Source organism: Saccharopolyspora spinosa NRRL 18395 (assembly GCF_000194155.1).
In the GTDB taxonomy this organism is placed as follows: Bacteria; Actinomycetota; Actinomycetes; order Mycobacteriales; family Pseudonocardiaceae; genus Saccharopolyspora; species Saccharopolyspora spinosa.
Map to the genome: position 1 here is coordinate 1,677,707 of NZ_GL877878.1, position 16,920 is coordinate 1,694,626.

The following is a 16,920-nucleotide window of genomic DNA, read 5'->3' on the forward strand; positions in this document are numbered from 1 at the left end:
GTGGCGACCGGTTCCCTGGTGAAAACGGTCGGTCAGGCGCGCCTCCGATCGGCGATCCACGTCCGGATCACGTCGCCCAGAACGTCGAGCGGGAGTGAGCCATGACCGATGACCTGGTGGTGGAACTGCTTGATGTCGAAGGCCTTCCCGAGTTCGGCCTTGGCCAGATCACGCAACCGGTGGATCTCCCGGCGCCCCACAAAATAGGCCAAGGCTTGCCCGGGCCAGGAGATGTAGCGGTCTACCTCGTTCGCGATGTTCGCCTCGGTAGTGGCGGTGTTCTCGCGCATGTAGGCGATGGCCTGGCCACGAGTCCAGCCGAGATGGTGCATCCCGGTGTCCACGACCAGGCGGCACGCGCGCAATGCGTCGAATGAAACCATGCCGAGCCGCTGGATGGGCGAACTGTAGAGACCCATCTCGTCGGCGAGCCGCTCCGCGTACAGGCCCCAGCCTTCGACGTGGGCCGTAAGATTCCCGACCGCGACGCGACGGAACCGCGGCAGGTGATCCAGCGTCTGCGCCAGCCCGATCTGGAAATGGTGCCCTGGCACGCTCTCGTGAAAGGTGAGGGCCTCGTATTCGTAGCGGAACCGCGAGTGCGGGTCCACCGTGGACACCCAGTGCACGCCGGGCCTGCTGCCGTCCTCGGCAGGCGGCTGATAGTAGGCCAGCGGTGAGGTCTTGGCTTCCAGCGGGCCGATCTCTCGGGTCTCGCAGGCTCCGATGTCGTAGCGGAAGAACCAGCCGGGCAGAACACCGTTCGCGCGTACGAGGGCTCCGTCGGCGAAGCGCAGGATCTCCTCTGACGTCGAGAAACGCAGTTCTCGGCTGGTCCGCAGCTTCTCGAGGATCTCCGGGACGGAGGTGGTCCCGAGCGCCGGGCCGCCGATGTCGGCGAATTCCTGGCGCAGGCGCTCGACCGCATCGAGCCCGATCCGGTGAACCTCCTCGGGAGACAACGTCGTGGTCGTGTGCCGGGTAACGGCCTCCGCGTAGCCCTCGGGGCCGCCGGGGACGTGGCAGATCCCCGGCTTGTCATCCTCGCGGGCCGCAGTCATGGCCTCGGCCAGCCGCGCGCGAAGACGGCCGACGGCAGGGCGGACGATGTCGGTGATCAGAGCTTCAGCTTGGCTGTGTTCGGCGTGTCCCGCCGCGGGACGGACGAGCACATCGTCCGTCGGCGACGAGGAGAGATAGGTGTCGAGTTGCTCGACGGCTTGCCGTACGCCCCGCCGTGTCGGCAGGCGCCCGGCCGCGACGGCTATCCGGTAGCGCTCGCTCCAACCGTCAAAATAGAACTCCAGTCCGCGCAAGCGGTCGAGGTAGGCCCGTCCGGACCGGTCATCGCCGAGCACGGACATGGGGACCGTCCGGAAGACCTGCGTCTGCGGAGCGATCAGTCCGCCGGACACCGCGACGTCCATGAGCCCATGTCGCAGTTCTCCGGCGGAGGAGGAGATCAGCCGTCGCAGCACCTTGGCGGACAGCTCGTCTGCGGGCGTAAGACCCGTGATCTTGTCCAGCCGACGCTCAAGGCCTTCCAACCCGCTGATTCGCGCTTCATCGCTCCGCGCGCTCGGGTCGGGTACAAGGTGGTCGTAGCCGGGGATCCCGAACATGGTGGCGCCCAGAGGATCACTCACCATCGTCGCGTCGAAGAACTCGTCGCCGATCTTCGTCAGTTCGTCCGCTGACGCGGACGTGTAGCGCTGGGTCATCGAACCTCCGAAGCCCGGATGGTGAACACAGTGCAAGCAACAGTAGATGTCGTTTACTTTTTTGTAAATGACATCTCTGCTAGAATGTCTGTCATGCACGAGGGGGACGCTGGAGCAGACCAGGCCGAAGACTTCATCGAGAGTTTCGCGGGGCTCTACTCCAGCCAGCTGCCGAAGATGGCGGCACGGATGCTGGCGGCACTCCTGGTGACTGAGGACACCGAGCTCTCCAGCCGCGACCTCATAGAAACGCTCGGCGCAAGCGCGGCAACCGTATCGAACTCAGGTCGCCTGCTGCTCCGGCTCGGCATGGTCGAGCGCACCGTATCGCCGGAAACCCGACGTGACCTCTACCGGATCCGCGACGACGTCTGGGTCAGGATGTACCGCGAAGCCGGCAAGACCGTCGGCAGCACCATCAAGCTACTCAACGAAGCCCTCGACGAGCGTCGCTGGCGCCATAGCCGGGCTACCGAGCGCATGCGTGAAATGCGGGACTTCTACACCTTCCTCGATCGCGACATCCCCGAGATGGTGACCCGGTATGAGAAGTGGCGCGCCGAGCAGGCTGGGTGCCAGCGGACACGAAACGAAAAATCCGGGTAGGCGGACAGTTCAGTCCGGGTAGGCGGACACCGAAGAATCTGGCTCTGGCGCGAGTTTCGTGGTTCGGTGACTCAGGGTGAGCCGGGGGCCGTCAGGCCAGGATGACGCGTTTGCGGAGGAGGTCGAGCTTGGCTCGGCCGTACATCTGCCTCTTGAGCGCCTTCAGTCTGTTCACGTTGCCCTCGACCTTTCCTGAGCTGTAGGGCAGCGTGAGTCCTGCGGTGACGGCGTCTTGGTCGCGGCGGAGCCCGATGGCGAAGGAGTGCAAGTCGGGCTGATCATCATGTTCCACTGTGGACAGCCAGGATTCTAGTTTCTCGCCTTCGCGGTTGGTCATCATCTTCGCGAAGTCCTTGACGTGGTCGGCGAGGCGATCCAGGTGGGGGCAGCGGGATCGGATGTCGGCGAGTTGGTTGGTCTCGTCGGTATCGAGATCCTCTGGGCGGCGCAGCAGCCAACCGGTTATCTGACGGACTCTCGGCGCGGCAGGCGGCGACGGCGGAGGCGTGAGCATGCCGCGGAATGGCTGCAGGTAGCGGCGCACGGTCTTGTCGCTGCCGGTGTATCCCTGGGCGGTGATCTCCTTGGTCAGCTGCGCGGCGTCGGTGGTGCCTTCCGTCCAACGCTGGTGTAGGTAGGGCTTGAACGGATCGAGCAAGCTCGCCCGGGCGATCGCCTTGCCGAGAAGTTCGTCAACCGTACTGGCACGAGCGAAGCGCTGCACAGTCTTGCGGTCCAGCGAGATCTGCCTGCTGATGGCGGAGATCGTCTCGCCGCGGTCCAGGAGCCCGTGAATCGCGACATAACGTTCCCGGGTACGGATCGCCAGTCGCGACTCGACCGGTTCGGGCATCGCGGCGTCCGGCTGGTCCTGGGCCGCCTCCGGCGCCGACACACCGACAGTTTCGCCGTCGAGTTGGTCGAGCTTGACACAGCAGCGGTGGCGCCCGACCGCCTTCTCGACGTAGTCGCCCAGGTTGCGCCACAGATGCCAACGGTCGGCCACCTGGACGGCGTCCGGGGCCCCGGCCTTCGCGCCTTCGGCGTAGGCGCCGGCGCGGTCACGGCAGATCACCCCGGCTCCAGGATGCGCGCGCAGCCACTGCTCCAGTGGTTTGGCCTCACGACCGTCCAGCAGGTCGATCACGCTGCCGGTGTCGATGTCGACCAGGATCGTGCCGTACACGTGCCGCTTGCGCAGGGCGAAGTCATCCACGCCGAGCACCCTCCGGGATCACCGGCCGGTACTCGACATCCCAGGATCGCCAGCCCTGAGACGAAAAGAAACTCAAGATCACGAGCGGCCACAGTAGAAACACCACACGCCGAGGCGCAACGCCCAAGCCCCCAGGGCACCAGTCCCCTCCCGGCTTATCGCAACACGGGAACTAAGCAGAGACAACGTGCCGAAATTGGTGCGGGGTGACATGTACCGGGTTGCTGTGGGCGTCGCGGATGTCGCAGCGGCGCAGCCGGGTCGCCCGCCGTGTCGGTGCGCATGACGAGGGTGTTGACGAAGAACCCGACCAGGTCCTCCAACGCGTCGTCGGTGCGCCCGGCGATGCCGGTGCCGATCGTGATGTCGGTGCCCGCGCCGAGCCGGGTGAGCAACGCCGACATGGCCGCCTGCAGCACCATAAAGTCGTCGCGCCCTGGCCGCGTCCCAGGCTCGCGAGCCCGCGGTGCACCCGCGCGGGCACCTCGAACCAGGTCGTCTCACCGGCAGGCGACAGCGCCGCGTGCTGCGGTCGGTCGGTGGGGAAGCTGACCACGTCCGGCAGACCGGCGAGCTGGCTCGCCCAGTAGCCCAGCTGCCGGGTGAACTCGCTGTCCGGGGTGGCCCGGCTCGCCCAGCAACTGTCGTTGCCACAACGCGTAGTCGGCGTAGGCGACCGGCAACGGATCCCACGACGGCGCGGTGCCGGACCGGCGGGCCGTGTAGGCGGTGACGAGGTCACGCGCCAGCGTGATAAAGATTGGATAACGAGTCGGGAAAAGGAGGGCATTTTTCGGAGTCGGGGATGTCAGAGGCGCTGCGGACGGCGCAGCGCATCCAAGTGCGCCGTCGGGCGGCCCGCCGCCTCGTGCCGTGCACGTTCCTGGGTAAGCATCTGCGCTTCTCCCGCGCCGACCTCGACCAGATCGTTGCTGAAGCCGCCCGTCCGGCGTCAACCGGCCGGGGCTCAGCGTCCGGCACTGGAGCGGCGCCTCGCCGCCGGGGCCGGCCGCCGGTCCGAGCCCGGACCGGCTCCCGCTGACCCAGCCCATGACGCGTACGGATTCTTGTCGTGCCTGAACACAGTTGGGTTGCGTTTTTCGGTCCACAGAGCGTCTATATGGCCGTGTCGCATTCCCGGCACGGTCATATCCACTGTTCTCTTTGAAAGAGGCCAATAATGGCATGGGTAGAAAAACATCGAGGCGGTTTCCGTGTCCGCTATCGACTCGATGACGGAACTATCTTTACCGAGAACGGCTATACCACTCAGGACGAGGCGGACAACCGTGCCGCCGATGTGGAGTCCGACCAGCGCCGACGCCGGTTCGTCGACCCCCGACTGGCCGAAACCACAATAGACGAGTGGATCCGCTCCTGGTCGGAGGCACACCGCGTCGCTGGCATCACCTGGGCGACCTACGACTCCCACATCCGTAACCACATCCTGTCCCGCTGGTCCGGCACCGCCCTGGGAGATATTGCGCGGATCGCGGTGAAGGGGTGGGTGAACAAGACGCTCCGTGAGAACATGGCCGACAAGAGCGCCCAGGACATCCTCGTGTTGTTCTCGATGATTCTCGGGGAAGCCGTGGACGAAGGGCTCATCGGCTCGAGCCCATGCCGGAAACTGCGGATCAATTTCGAGGACCGGCCGGAGCGGCCCCACGCCGCCACCGATGAGGTGGACGCGATGGCCGGGCGCATGAGCCCGGACAACTGGCTGATGACGATCACCGACGCCTACACCGGGCTGCGGTGGGGCGAGATCGCCGGGCTGCAGTGGATCCGTACCTACCTCGACGACGACACGCCGCACATCGACATCGACCCGAAGTTCGGCGCGCTGCACGAGGTGCGGGGCCGGTTGGAACTCGGCCCGCCCAAGACCCCGGCCAGTGCCCGCACGGTGCACCTGCCGCCGTTCCTGGCCGACGAGCTGCGGGCGCACCGGGAAACGCAACCCCGACTCGCGGTTCGTGTTCACCGGGGCCAATGGCGGGCTGCATCGGCGGTCCAACTTCCGCCGCCGGGTCTGGCTGCCCGCTCTGGCCGGGGATGAGGAGAAGGGATGGTCACCGCTCAACGAAGAGCTGCACTTCCATGACCTGCGTCACACGCAAGAGACGTGGTTGATCGAGGACCGGGTGCCTCGGATCATGCGGCTGGTGCGGCTCGGACACAAGCGCAAGGACGTCGACGACATCTACTCGCACGTCACCGAGCAGATGATCGAGGATACGCTCCAGTCCCTCCAGCAGCGGTGGGAGCAGGACGGCGGGTGGACCTGGCAGGAAAACCCCGCTGTGGAACCAAAAGCGGCATGACCTCTTCGGATTGGGGGTTGTGGTCAGGAAGCCGTGCTCCCCATTTGCTCCCCAAAAACAACCGATGGCCTGTCGATGAAAATCATCGACAGGCCATCTGATCAGGAAAAACGAAATGTGGGCGATACTGGGATCGAACCAGTGACCTCTTCGGTGTGAACGAAGCGCTCTCCCGCTGAGCTAATCGCCCTTGTTTTGTTGTCTCAATCCCCGTTCCTGGGGACGAGAAGAACAATACACGATCGTTTTCAGGTCCCGAACAGGGGGGACGCCAACCAGTTCCAGTGCAGGCCGAGCCAGCCACCGGCGATCTTGAACAGGCCCAGCATCCACAGCGTCGTCAGGACGACGAGGCAGGTGGCGCCCATGACGGCGAGCTTGGTGGCGAGGTGTTGGCGGCCGAGCCAGCGCACCCAGCGCTGGTAGTGGCGCTTGGCGAAGCTGTTGACGCGGTGGGCCCAGTCGAACTCGGTGGCGAGGATGCCGAGGCCGGCGAAGACGACGAGCCAGCCGGGGCCAGGGTAGGGGATCATCAAGATGCCGGCGACGAGCACGAAGGTGCCGAAGACGCCGAGCACGATCCGGTAGCTGGTGTTCAGCCTGGGCTTGCGGCGGATGCGTTCGCGAAAGGCACGCAGGCGCTCCCGGATGGCGTGCAGCCGGGACGTGTGCTGGGGGTCGGGGGGTTCCGTGCTGGTGTCGCGGGGGTCCGACTCGGTTGTCTCGTTCAGGGTTGTCCACCTGCCGGTTGCGAACGTTCGTCATGTTCTGCCGGTTTGTGGCCGCGCCGCTCGCGGTGTCCGGTCTGGGCCAGAATACGGGCCTTGTCCGGGTGGGACCGTGCCGTGGGTCACCGCGTGTCAAGCGGGCGCTCGGGCGTCGCGGGTTCGCCGGGCCCTCCGAAGTGCGATCGGGATCATAGACGGTTGTGCTCGCCGTTGGGGCTTTCGGCCCTGTTGTGCTCCTTCGATCCTGGTCACATTGTGACGCCACTCTCGACAGGGCGTTCGGACGTACGCGTGCTTGGTTACGGAGGAGATGCATGGCGTTAGCCCGATACGGGGAACTATGGTGGCGAGCGTCTCAACGGCTGGTCACGCTGCGAGAATGGCGAGCGGTTCGATCGCCTATTCTCGAGTGGACGTCAGGCGAGCTCGACGAAGTGGGAAACCCGGTGGTCAGCCGGGCGCGGCGGCGAGTTCCGCAAGGCGAGGGCGGCGGAATCGAAGGTTCGGTGCAAGAGCGGTTCGTTCGGTTACGGAATGTAGCGGAGCTTGGTCGCTGGGTAGGTGTCGGTCCTGCGGCTCAACGTCCTCTGTCGGGTTTGTTCGCGACGGATCTTCTTCTGGTGTGAACAACGGATCTGGTCTGTCTCGCATTGAGGCGGCCAGCCTGTGGTCACTCCGGCGCCGGAGCAAGTTGAACACGCTGTGCGTTCGCGTGATTGCCCAGCGAAGTGGGGCCTGCCCCGTACGGGTGATCTATGTGTTAGTTGCGAGCGTATCGGCCCGATGAGGCGTCACAACTATGTTGCTCGGTCGATAAGCGGACCGGGAGGAGCAGAAAGGGGAGGACAATGCGTAACGATCATGTGACACTGCGTTCGACAGCTGTGTTCGATCTGTTGGCTCCGCAGACACCGGCCGTGCCGGTCCAGGTCGAGCTGCGCTACGACACTCGGGATCCGTACGCGGTGGTGGCTGCGTTCCGCACCGGCCGCGCCGGCTGGGTCGAGTGGGTGTTCGCCCGCGACCTGCTCGCCGACGGTCTGATCGCGCACGCCGGTGAGGGCGACGTGACGATCCGCCCGGCGGTCGACGCCCCGGAGGTCGTGGCGATCGAGCTGAGCTCGCCGTCGGGCCACGCGGTGTTCGAGGCCTCGGCGCAGGAGCTGGCCGACTTCCTCGACCGCACCTACGACGTCGTGGTGCCGGGCAACGAGAACCTGTGGGTCGACGTGGACGAGGCGCTGACCCGGCTGCTGCCCCACGACCTGGGCTGATCTGGGAGAACTTCGGCTCGGCGCGGTCTCGTTCCGGCCGGGTGGCCCCCCCTTTGATCGTGGTCGTGGGAGTGGTCTAGAGTTCACTGTGCAACGCGGCGGATGGGCCCGGAAGACCCCGGACTTCGAAGTCGCAGGCAGGCGGACGTAGCGCAGCTGGTAGCGCATCACCTTGCCAAGGTGAGGGTCGCGGGTTCGAATCCCGTCGTCCGCTCTGGATTCTCTAGCGGTCCAGCCGACTTTGGTGTGGATGCGGAGTCCGGCGGAGTGGCCGAGTGGCTTAGGCAAGGGCCTGCAAAGCCCTGTACGCGGGTTCGATTCCCGCCTCCGCCTCGCGCGATTAGCTCAGTGGGAGAGCGCTACCTTGACACGGTAGAGGTCACTGGTTCAATCCCAGTATCGCGCACCATCTATATACGCAGGTCACAGCCCTTGCCGGTGGTCATCACCGGCAGGGGCTGTGTTGCGTATGCGGTCTCGAGACGGTGATATGGCTGTGGCGCACGCCGCGATTTGACCATTGCCTGGGGTTGGTGTCGTGGCTGTCTTGAGGGCGAGGATGTGATCGTGAGGTTCCTGCGACCGTCCAGACGAGTGCATGACCTGCCGTTTCGTCGACGGTGTTGCTCGATTCGATCGGCGGCCGGAGCGTGTCGAGGATGTCGTGTCAGCACTCGCGACATGATCGTTTGACCGTGAACTGACCAGTTGCCGCGCCGTCGGCATGACTTATCCGTCGTTGCGCTCTTGCTGGTTGTTCCAATTCATTCGGATCTGTTGTTCGCTTGCCTTGTATTCTCCAAGGGATACCCCAGGGGCATGATCGAAGCGAATCAAGCGGTCGCCGGTTGAACCCGAACTGCGCGAGAAGATGCGCGTGGCACAGGCGATCGCGATGTTCAGCGGCCCCTCATCGCGAGCGTGGACGAACCGACCGAGCAGCGCGGAAGTCTTGCGCGGTTCCGCCGGGTCTATCCCGAACTAGGTGACTGTCATTTCGATGCCGGTGTCGTGGGTTTCTCCTCGTCGGTGGCCCAGTCGGCGAGTTCTGGCATGGCTTTGTCGTTGATGCGCAGGCCAATGCCGGGTTCGGTGGGGAATTCGGGGTGGCCGTTGATGACGGCGGGTTCGCCGAGAAAGAGCGGTCCAGGTGCAGTTGGGCTGGGACAGGACGACGTGCAGGGTGGCGGCGGAGTAGACGTGGGGGATGACGTCGATGCTGGCACCGGAGGCCATTTGGCACACCCGCCGCAGTTCGGTGATGCCGCCCACCCGGTGCACATCGGGCTGGAGCACGTCGGCCGCGCCGGCGTCGATGAGGTGCTGGAAGCCGTAGCGGGTGAATTCGTGCTCCCCGGTGGCGATTGGCACTAGACCGAGGTGGCGGAGCGCGGCGTGGCCTTCGACGTCGTCGGGGATGAGTGGTTCTTCGACCCAGCGCAGGTCGAACTCAGCCACGCCGCGCAGCATGTCGGTGGCGAACGCACGGTCCCAGCCCATGTAGGCGTCGCTCATCAACTCGATGTCGTCGCCGATTTCGTCGCGGATGGCCTCGATGTAGCGGAGGTTGGCGAGCACGCCGCGACGGCCGTCGGCGGGTCCGTAGGGCCAGTTCGCCTTGACCCCGGTGTAGCCGCGTTCGGTGTAGTCGCGGGCCATGCGGCGGACCTCGCTGAGGTCATCGTCTGGTTGGACCTTGCTGGCGTAGGCGCGGACGGTCTTGCCGTGGTACCCGCCGAGCAACTGGTACACCGGCTGGCCGAGAGTTTTGCCGAGCGCGTCCCAGATAGCGATGTCGATCGCGCTGATCGCTTCGATCGCGGCGCCTTTGCGTCCGTGCACAATGGACGATCGGTAGAGCTGTTCCCAGATTTGTTCGGTGGCGCGTGCGTCGAGTCCGGTCGCGATGCGTCCGAGATGCTCGTTGAGCATGGTGGTCGCCGCGCCGATCCCGTCCTCGGCGTAGCCGATACCGGTCGTGCCGTCGGTGAGGGTGACGCGTACGACGACGATGCCTTGTGGCCAGGTGTACCAGGACCATCCGTTGCCGCGCTGCGGGAACTGGCTCATCGGGTTGGGGCCGCGGACGCTCTTCTGCTGCTGCCAGAAGTTGCCCCACATTGACCGGGCGACATGTCGTGCTTCGACTCGGGTGATCTCCATCGATTTCCTCTGCAGAACGCTGGGGGACTGACTCTGGCGCGTTGACAGGTTAACCCGGTCGGCCTACATTTTGCATATAGTTCATCGATATTGCAATATTTGCAACGGGAGTTGATCGTGGGCATCGGATCAATGCGTGCTGTGTCTTGGGCCGGTGTCGATCGACTCGAACAGCGGATGGTCCCGATCCCCGAGCTCGGCCCCGGCGAAGTTCTGATCAAGGTCTCGCGGGTGGGCATCTGCGGCTCGGACTTGGCGATCGTTCGGGGGCAGCACGCGCGTGCCCAGCCCGGAGTGATCATCGGTCATGAGTTCTGCGGAACCGTTGCCGACTCGAACGCCCCGGGTGCGCCACCAGTAGGGAGCCAGGTCGCGGTGCGGCCACTGATCGTCTGTGCCGATCGTGGAACGGTTCCGACGTGCCGGGCTTGCGCCTCCGGGAACTCCCACGTGTGCGCAGCGCTCGGGTTGTACGGGGTGGACGAGCCGGGCGGGCTGGCCGAGTACGTCGCGGTGCGCGCCGACGCCCTCCAGCCGGTGAGTCCGAACGTTGTGCCGGAACTGACCGCACTGGCTGAACCGCTCGCGGTCGGGGTTGCGGTCGGGCGATTCCGTCGCGGTTTACGGTGCGGGGCCGATCGGTTTGCTCACTGCGTTGGTAGCCCGGTATCGCGGAGCCGGCGATGTCGTGCTTGTCGAGCCGAACGCCTGGCGGCGTGGCGTCGCGGAACGGTATCGGTTCACCGTCCTGCCTTTCGGAGCGGAAACACCCGTCGAGATCCGCAGGCGCAGCGCCGGGAACGGAGCGGACATCGTTTTCGACTCCGCGGGGCATCCCGCGGTGGCCTTACAGCTGACCGAGGCCGCGAGGATCCAGGGGACGATCATGATCGTCGGTGTCTACAAGTCGCCGCCGGCGGTGGATCTGCGCACGGTCAACTTCGCAGAGCACCACGTGATCGGCACCCGGGTGTACGAGCGCGCGGACTTCGCAGCCGCCACCGAGTTGATCGAAACCGACGCGCTGTCGCTGTCGGACCTGCCGACCACGACCTTCCCGCTGGATGCCACAACCGACGCGTTCGCTGCGGCGGCCCAAGGTGAGGGTTGCGTGAAGGTCCTCATCGACCCATCGCAGAACAGGGGAAATGCATGACGAATACCGCACCGGCGCGTGGGGCGTGGGTGATTGGCGGCGGTAGCGGCATTGGGCGCGCGACCGCACTCCGGTTGGCGCGCGACGGCTACCACGTGATCGTTTCCGGTCGATGCGAGGAGCATCTGGCCGAGACCGTCGAGAAGATCACCGAGGCTGGCGGGCACGCGGAGCCGGTCCCGGTCGACGTCACCGAGGACGACTCGGTGACCGCCGCGCACCGGACCGTCGAAGAACGGGTGGGAACACTCGAGGTTCTGGTGTGCTCGGCGGGAACCAACGTGACGAATCGGTGGTGGTCCCAGCTCAGCAGCAAGGACTTCAGCCGGGTCGTCGACACGAACCTGAACGCGGTGACCCGGTGCGTGCTGACTGTGCTGCCGGGATTCCGTGCTGCCGGCTTCGGCCAGGTGATTGTCGTGTCGTCGTGGGCAGGATGGCGCTACATGTCTGCGGCCGGTGCCGCCTACAGCGCCAGCAAGACTGCGCTCGGTGCGCTGGTGGAAACGCTCAACGATCAGGAAGGCCGCCACGGTATCCGGGCCACGCACCTGTGCCCGGGCGAGGTCGCCACCCCGATCCTGCAGACCAGGCCGGTCCCGCCGCCGACGGAGGAGGTCGAGCGCATGCTCTCGCCCGACGACGTCGCCAAGGTGGTCGGTTCGGTCGTGGCCCTGCCCGCCAACGTCTGCGTCAATGAACTCGTCGTCACCCCGGTATGGAACCGGATGTACGTCGACACCAGCGCCTACACCCCGACTGGAGCCTGACGATGCGGGTGGCCGTCACAGACGAGAACGTCTGGCCGTGGCTGCGCGACAGCACCGCCCTGGCCAACCAGCCGATCGAATTGGAGTACCTTCCGGGAACGGATCGCGCGGCTGTGCGCGACCGCCTTTCCGGCGCGAGCGCCTGTGTAGGGGTGTTCTTCGACGCTGAACTGGCCCGCGCGGTCGGGCCGGACTTCCGGTTGCTGCAGGTCACTGCGGCCGGAACCGACCACATCGCGATCGACGAACTCCCCACCTCGGTCGCAGTGTGCAATGCCTATGGGCACGGCCGTTCGATCGCCGAGCACGTGCTGATGGTCCTGCTCGCAGCGCGCCGCCACCTGCTGTGGCGCGATGCGGAATTGCGCCAAGGTCGCTGGCGCACTCGGATGGTGGATCCGACCGCGCCGGTGTTCCGCAGCCTCCGGGACAGCACGGTGGGGATCATCGGCTTCGGCCATATCGGACGGTCCATCGCGCAGCTGTGCCGGTCGGTGGGCATGCGGCCAATCGCGGTCCGGAAATCCGCGAGCAGCCGCGACGTCTCGGACCCGGACGCCGTGTGGGTGGCCGGTATGGACGCCCTCGGCGATCTGCTGGACGAATCCGATGTGCTCGTCGTGGCATGCCCGCTCACCGACGAAACCCGTGGACTCATCGCGGCACCCGAGCTCAAACGTCTCGGCTCGGCCGCGACCGTGGTCAACGTCGCTCGCGGCGCGGTTTTCAATGAGAGCGACCTGTACGACGCCCTGCGGCAAGGGACCATCGCCAATGCCGCACTCGACGTGTGGACCACACCGGCTTCCGCGGACGTGGTCCCGCCCTCGCCGTTCCCTTTCGCCGAACTGGACAACGTCGTCATGACCCCGCACTTCTCGGCCACGGCCGACGACACGTATTCGGAACGGGCGGAGGAGGTCGTCGAGAACCTCGTGCACCTGCTCGACGGAACCCCGCTGCGAAACGTGGTCCGGGAGGCATCGCCATGACCACAGCGGAGAAGCTGGATCTGGTCGCCGTTGGGGAAACCATGGTGATGGTTACACCCGAGCCCGGCGGACGCCTGAACACCGGCAGCAGCTTCATCCTGCGACCTGGTGGCGCGGAGTCCAACGTCGCCGCTCTGCTCGCGAAACTCGGACACCGCAGCGCGTGGGCCAGCGCCGTCGGAACGGATCCGCTCGGCGACATCATCGTGGAGTCGCTGACCGGGCACGGCGTCGACGTCGATCTCGTCCGCCGCGACGAACGCCGCCCCACCGCGGTGTACTTCAAGGACCCGGCCCCCATCGGGACCAAGGTCTACTACTACCGGACCGGTTCGGCGGCATCGGCGATGAACACCAGCGACGTCGCTGCATGGACCCAGCGACCGGCGCGCATCGTGCACATCTCGGGGATCACTGCGGCAATCTCGGCTGACGGAATGGACGTGGCCCGCCACGTCGTTTCCGACCGACCGTTCGGCCCGGCCCTGGTCAGCTTCGACGTCAACCACCGACCGAACCTCTGGAGGAACCACGCGGCGGAACTCCGCGCACTCGCCCAACGTAGCGACATCGTGTTTGTCGGTCGGGACGAAGCCGAAGCTCTCTGGGGCACCTCCGACGTCGACAGTGTCCGGGACCTCCTCGACGAACCGGCCTCCCTGATCGTCAAGGACGGTGCGACCGAAGCCGTGGCGTTCACCCCGGCCGGCGTGTTCCGCGAACCATCTATCCGGACCGATGTGGTCGATGCTGTCGGGGCTGGCGATGCGTTCGCCGCCGGATGGCTCAGCGGGCTGCTCGACGATCGCGACGAGGTGACCCGAATCAGGCTTGGGCATTATGTGGCGTCGCAGGTTCTGGCCTCGCCCTCCGACTTCGCCGAGCTGCTTCCGGCGCGAGAGATCGTTGGAATGCTGGCTAGCCTTTTCGACGAGCCGAACGGTGAAGCAGCCGACGATCCAAGGAGCGATGACCTATGTCGCAGACCGTAGCGCGTGCGATCGACATCATCGGATTCGTCTCGCGCCAGCATCGTTCCCTCGGAGAGATCGCCGAACACCTCGGAGTACACAAGTCCACGGCGCTGCGTCTGCTGCAGACGCTGGAGGAGGGCGGCTTCGTCCGCCGGGTCTCCGAGGGGTACGGCATGGGCTTTCAGCTCATCGCATTGGGCCAGCTGGCGCTGGATCAGGTCGAGGCACGCTCGCTGGCGCACCCGGTCCTGCAGGAGCTCAGCGAACAATACGGGCACACCGTCCACCTCGGCGAACTGGTCGGTCACCAGATCGTCTATGTCGACAAGATCGACGGACGCGGCAGCGTCGCGATGGGCTCCCGGATCGGCCTGCCGGCGCTCGTGCACACCGCCGGTGTCGCGAAGATCATCACCGCTTACCAGGACCACGACACCCGAGCGCGCATCCTCGACGGCGTGACCTTCGAGCGCTACACCCCCACGACCATCACCGACCTGGCCGACCTGGAAAAGGACCTCGATGTCACCCGAGACCGGGGCTGGGCCGAGGACAACGGGGAACGCGAGGACTACATCAACTGCATCGCCCTGCCCGTGTTCGACGCACGGGGCAAAGTTACGCACGGCATCTCCATCACGGCGCTGCGCGCGGTGGCGCCGCTTGAGGAGCTGCGAGGGCACATCGACCAATTCCGGGCAGCCGCACACCGGATCTCCAAGAGCCTGGGCTGGCGAGGAGACCAATATGGACACTGACACCTTCTTCAAGTGTCGTCTCGATCGCAACCCGGTGCTGGGGATCTTCCGCAACCTCAGCCCGGGGCAGACCGTGGCGATGTGCGAACGTGCCTGGGACTTCGGGGTCGAACTCGTCGAAGTCCCCGTGCAGTCACCTGACGCGCTTCCCGCGCTGCGCGCAGCACTCGCCGCCGCGAAGCCACGCGGCAAACCCATCGGCGCGGGCACAGTCACCGCAGTGGATCAACTGGCCGCAGTCCATGACTTGGGCGTGGAATTCACCGTGGCCCCCGGTACGCACCCCGACGTCATCGCCGAATCACGACGGCGCGGCCTGCCGCACCTGCCCGGCGTCGCCACCGCCACCGAGATCTCTACCGCGCTCGCAGGCGGCCTCACCTGGCTGAAAGCGTTCCCTGCCGCACAACTAGGCCCGGATTGGATTTCCGCCCAGCTCGCACCGTTTCCCGACATCAGGTTCGTCGCGACCGGGGGAGTCGATGCATCCAACGCGGCCCACTTCCTTGCCGCAGGATGTCGCGGAGTGGCAGTCGGATCCGCACTGTCCGATCCGGACGCATTGCCGGAGCTCCGGCGTGCCGTAGCGAAAACGGAACGCTGACGTTCACCGATCGATTCGAGGTGGAATTCTTGACACCGAGGAATTCTGCGACCTAGCATTGTGATTAATGCATTCTCATTGCAACATTTGCAATGATTTCCTGTTGGGTGCTCCTATGTAGCGCCGAATCGCATTCAACGACGAACCGCAACGGCGATCAGAAAAGAGTCACCGTGACACCTTCGCCCACTTCCGCGGCTGCCCTCGACAGCCGCGGCACGAGACGAGTCGTCATCGCCAGTTCGATCGGAACGGTGATCGAATGGTACGACTTCGCCCTCTACGAGGCGGCATCCGCCCTGGTTTTCGGCCCACTGTTCTTCCCGGAACAAAGCGCGATCGGTGGCGCGCTGGCCTCGTTCGCGGTCTTCGCCGTCGCGTTCTTCGTGCGACCGATCGGTGGCATGATCGCCGCTCACATTGGTGACCGAATCGGGCGGAAGCCCATTCTGATCTTCACCGTCACGCTCATGGGGGTGGCCACAGTGGCCGTCGGGCTGCTGCCCACCTACGAGGCGATCGGGATGTGGGCGCCGATACTTCTCGTGCTCACCCGCATGCTGCAGGGCATCGGCGCGGGAGCGGAGTTCGCCGGTGCTGTGACCGCAGTCGCCGAATACGCTCCACAGAACAAACGAGCTTTCTACACCTCCTTCGCTCAAGCCTCCGTGGGCCTGGCGTTCGTCCTGTCCACCGGATTCTTCGCGGTGCTGGCCGCGATCCCGCGGGATGCGCTGCTCAACGGGGCGTGGCGGATTCCGTTCCTCGCCAGCGTAGTGATCTTCGGCGTCGCGATCTTCATCCGGCGTCGCGTCGAAGAAACACCGGAATTCATCGAAGCCAAATCCGAAATCAGCAAGCCAACGACCGAACCGACGAAGATACCGCTGCTGCAAGCGATCAAAGGAAGCCCACGAGAGCTGACCGTCGGCATCCTCTGCGGCTCCGGATTGAACGTAGCCGGCTACCTCGTCAACACGTTCTCGTTGAGCTACATCAAGACCACGCTGGAAATGTCGGCTACCGTCGCGACGCTTGGAGTCGTCGCAGCCACCGGATCGAGCATCATCGCCGTTCCGTTGTTCGGCATCCTCGCCGACCGCATCGGCCGCTGGCCGGTCCTGCTCGGCGGCGCGATCTTCACCGCGATCTACATGCCGTTCTACTTCATGCTGCTCGATACCCGCCAGTCAGGCATCGTCGTGGCAGCGATGGTGATCGCCTACGGCGTTGGCCAAAGCGCCATGCTTGGTTCCCAAAGCGCATTCCTCTCGGAACTCTTCGAAACTCGCTATCGCTTTACCGCGATCGCGGCCTCGCGCGAAATCAATGTCATGGTCCTCGGCGGTACCACACCCTTCATCGCCACCGCTATGGTCGGAGCAACGAACGGCTCTCCCTGGCCAGTGGTGCTCTTCGTCGTCGCCAGCCAGTTCCTGACCATCGTTTCGGTGCTCCTCGCACGCCGGACACGTCGAATCCCCGGCACAGGTCCCTCCAACCTACAAGTGCGGAAAATTGAATCCCAGCCGCTGACCTGAGAAAACGCATCACCGGTAACACCGGCCGTATGAGGGAAACACGGTCTGGTCGCTGAGCCGCACAGAAGTCCTTGGCGACCAGACCGTCGC

Annotated in this window: 16 protein-coding genes, 4 tRNA genes and 1 pseudogene; 15 read left to right on the forward strand and 6 right to left on the reverse strand. The window is 65.3% G+C overall.

The features are described 5' to 3' along the window. Window positions 1–32: 32 nt before the first annotated feature. On the reverse strand, window positions 33–1,721 hold the full coding sequence (locus SSPN_RS0108440; RefSeq protein WP_010693594.1) for a DUF885 domain-containing protein: 1,689 nt from the start codon (window positions 1,719–1,721) through the stop codon (window positions 33–35). Between the two features lie 93 nt (window positions 1,722–1,814). Here SSPN_RS0108440 and SSPN_RS0108445 point away from each other — a divergent pair, with 93 nt between their 5' ends. Beyond that, window positions 1,815–2,327 (forward strand): GbsR/MarR family transcriptional regulator, encoded by a 513-nt coding sequence (locus SSPN_RS0108445; RefSeq protein WP_010693599.1) that lies wholly within the window; start codon window positions 1,815–1,817, stop codon window positions 2,325–2,327. Window positions 2,328–2,418: 91 nt separating this feature from the next. On the opposite strand, the gene SSPN_RS0108450 is transcribed toward SSPN_RS0108445, so the two are convergent. Together SSPN_RS0108450 and SSPN_RS58290 are read right to left on the reverse strand one after the other, a co-directional pair. Further along, a complete protein-coding gene (locus SSPN_RS0108450; RefSeq protein WP_010693600.1) occupies window positions 2,419–3,552 on the reverse strand; it encodes an ISL3 family transposase in 1,134 nt (377 codons plus the stop codon). A gap of 146 nt (window positions 3,553–3,698) precedes the next feature. Next, window positions 3,699–3,965, reverse strand: a complete 267-nt coding sequence (locus SSPN_RS58290; protein ID WP_010693602.1) for a condensation domain-containing protein — start codon at window positions 3,963–3,965, stop codon at window positions 3,699–3,701. Between the two features lie 758 nt (window positions 3,966–4,723). Between SSPN_RS58290 and SSPN_RS56555 the strand changes: the two genes are divergently transcribed. After that, window positions 4,724–5,605 carry a tyrosine-type recombinase/integrase gene (locus SSPN_RS56555; protein WP_101377011.1) on the forward strand — a complete coding sequence of 294 codons (882 nt, stop codon included), beginning with the start codon at window positions 4,724–4,726 and terminating at the stop codon, window positions 5,603–5,605. Beyond that, window positions 5,523–5,870 carry a tyrosine-type recombinase/integrase gene (locus tag SSPN_RS62105; RefSeq protein ID WP_010693606.1) on the forward strand — a complete coding sequence of 116 codons (348 nt, stop codon included), beginning with the start codon at window positions 5,523–5,525 and terminating at the stop codon, window positions 5,868–5,870. Before SSPN_RS56555 ends, SSPN_RS62105 begins: the two co-directional genes overlap by 83 nt. A 118-nt stretch (window positions 5,871–5,988) precedes the next feature. On the opposite strand, the gene SSPN_RS0108465 is transcribed toward SSPN_RS62105, so the two are convergent. After that, window positions 5,989–6,060: transfer RNA gene (locus SSPN_RS0108465), tRNA-Val, on the reverse strand. 58 nt (window positions 6,061–6,118) lie between these two features. Further along, a complete protein-coding gene (locus SSPN_RS0108470; RefSeq protein WP_029535112.1) occupies window positions 6,119–6,529 on the reverse strand; it encodes a TIGR02611 family protein in 411 nt (136 codons plus the stop codon). Window positions 6,530–7,446: 917 nt separating this feature from the next. Between SSPN_RS0108470 and SSPN_RS0108480 the strand changes: the two genes are divergently transcribed. From SSPN_RS0108480 to SSPN_RS0108495, 4 genes are all read left to right on the forward strand, one after another. Further along, a complete protein-coding gene (locus tag SSPN_RS0108480; RefSeq protein ID WP_029535113.1) occupies window positions 7,447–7,872 on the forward strand; it encodes an SsgA family sporulation/cell division regulator in 426 nt (141 codons plus the stop codon). Window positions 7,873–8,013: 141 nt separating this feature from the next. Beyond that, a tRNA-Gly gene (locus SSPN_RS0108485) sits at window positions 8,014–8,086 on the forward strand. A 47-nt stretch (window positions 8,087–8,133) separates the two neighbouring features. Further along, a tRNA-Cys gene (locus tag SSPN_RS0108490) sits at window positions 8,134–8,205 on the forward strand. 1 nt (window position 8,206) lies between these two features. Beyond that, a tRNA-Val gene (locus tag SSPN_RS0108495) sits at window positions 8,207–8,281 on the forward strand. Window positions 8,282–8,853: 572 nt separating this feature from the next. On the opposite strand, the gene SSPN_RS43065 is transcribed toward SSPN_RS0108495, so the two are convergent. Beyond that, the gene (locus tag SSPN_RS43065; protein WP_010693612.1) at window positions 8,854–10,035 is read right to left on the reverse strand and encodes an enolase C-terminal domain-like protein; all 1,182 of its coding nucleotides are present in this window, start codon (window positions 10,033–10,035) and stop codon (window positions 8,854–8,856) included. Between the two features lie 177 nt (window positions 10,036–10,212). On the opposite strand from SSPN_RS43065, the pseudogene SSPN_RS62510 reads away from it, so the two are divergent. The 8 genes and pseudogenes from SSPN_RS62510 to SSPN_RS43080 all read left to right on the forward strand — a co-directional run. Further along, a pseudogene (locus SSPN_RS62510) lies at window positions 10,213–10,563 on the forward strand (alcohol dehydrogenase catalytic domain-containing protein); the annotation flags it as partial. A gap of 67 nt (window positions 10,564–10,630) precedes the next feature. Further along, window positions 10,631–11,191 (forward strand): zinc-binding dehydrogenase, encoded by a 561-nt coding sequence (locus SSPN_RS57595; RefSeq protein ID WP_049887581.1) that lies wholly within the window; start codon window positions 10,631–10,633, stop codon window positions 11,189–11,191. Next, window positions 11,188–11,961: an SDR family oxidoreductase gene (locus tag SSPN_RS0108510; RefSeq protein WP_010693613.1), complete on the forward strand. Its 774-nt coding sequence runs from the start codon at window positions 11,188–11,190 to the stop codon at window positions 11,959–11,961. Before SSPN_RS57595 ends, SSPN_RS0108510 begins: the two co-directional genes overlap by 4 nt. A 2-nt stretch (window positions 11,962–11,963) precedes the next feature. Further along, window positions 11,964–12,953: a 2-hydroxyacid dehydrogenase gene (locus SSPN_RS43075; protein ID WP_049887582.1), complete on the forward strand. Its 990-nt coding sequence runs from the start codon at window positions 11,964–11,966 to the stop codon at window positions 12,951–12,953. Continuing rightward, entirely contained in the window at window positions 12,950–13,945 is a 996-nt protein-coding gene (locus SSPN_RS0108520) for a sugar kinase (protein WP_010693615.1), read from the forward strand. Before SSPN_RS43075 ends, SSPN_RS0108520 begins: the two co-directional genes overlap by 4 nt. Continuing rightward, entirely contained in the window at window positions 13,930–14,685 is a 756-nt protein-coding gene (locus tag SSPN_RS0108525) for an IclR family transcriptional regulator (RefSeq protein ID WP_010693617.1), read from the forward strand. Before SSPN_RS0108520 ends, SSPN_RS0108525 begins: the two co-directional genes overlap by 16 nt. Next, window positions 14,675–15,289, forward strand: a complete 615-nt coding sequence (locus SSPN_RS0108530; RefSeq protein WP_010693618.1) for a bifunctional 4-hydroxy-2-oxoglutarate aldolase/2-dehydro-3-deoxy-phosphogluconate aldolase — start codon at window positions 14,675–14,677, stop codon at window positions 15,287–15,289. Before SSPN_RS0108525 ends, SSPN_RS0108530 begins: the two co-directional genes overlap by 11 nt. 173 nt (window positions 15,290–15,462) lie before the next feature. Further along, entirely contained in the window at window positions 15,463–16,830 is a 1,368-nt protein-coding gene (locus SSPN_RS43080) for an MFS transporter (RefSeq protein WP_010693619.1), read from the forward strand. Window positions 16,831–16,920: the final 90 nt, after the last annotated feature.

Excerpts from the sequence above, each read along its gene's own strand:
- SSPN_RS0108440 (WP_010693594.1), bottom strand. The coding sequence starts at position 1,721 with ATGACCCAGCGCTACACGTCCGCGTCAGCGGACGAACTGACGAAGATC.
- SSPN_RS0108530 (WP_010693618.1), top strand. The coding sequence starts at position 14,675 with ATGGACACTGACACCTTCTTCAAGTGTCGTCTCGATCGCAACCCGGTG.
- SSPN_RS0108520 (WP_010693615.1), top strand. The coding sequence starts at position 12,950 with ATGACCACAGCGGAGAAGCTGGATCTGGTCGCCGTTGGGGAAACCATG.
- SSPN_RS58290 (WP_010693602.1), bottom strand. The coding sequence starts at position 3,965 with ATGGTGCTGCAGGCGGCCATGTCGGCGTTGCTCACCCGGCTCGGCGCG.
- SSPN_RS0108510 (WP_010693613.1), top strand. The coding sequence starts at position 11,188 with ATGACGAATACCGCACCGGCGCGTGGGGCGTGGGTGATTGGCGGCGGT.
- SSPN_RS43065 (WP_010693612.1), bottom strand. The coding sequence starts at position 10,035 with ATGGAGATCACCCGAGTCGAAGCACGACATGTCGCCCGGTCAATGTGG.
- SSPN_RS0108480 (WP_029535113.1), top strand. The coding sequence starts at position 7,447 with ATGCGTAACGATCATGTGACACTGCGTTCGACAGCTGTGTTCGATCTG.
- SSPN_RS56555 (WP_101377011.1), top strand. The coding sequence starts at position 4,724 with ATGGCATGGGTAGAAAAACATCGAGGCGGTTTCCGTGTCCGCTATCGA.
- SSPN_RS43075 (WP_049887582.1), top strand. The coding sequence starts at position 11,964 with ATGCGGGTGGCCGTCACAGACGAGAACGTCTGGCCGTGGCTGCGCGAC.
- SSPN_RS0108525 (WP_010693617.1), top strand. The coding sequence starts at position 13,930 with ATGTCGCAGACCGTAGCGCGTGCGATCGACATCATCGGATTCGTCTCG.
- SSPN_RS0108445 (WP_010693599.1), top strand. The coding sequence starts at position 1,815 with ATGCACGAGGGGGACGCTGGAGCAGACCAGGCCGAAGACTTCATCGAG.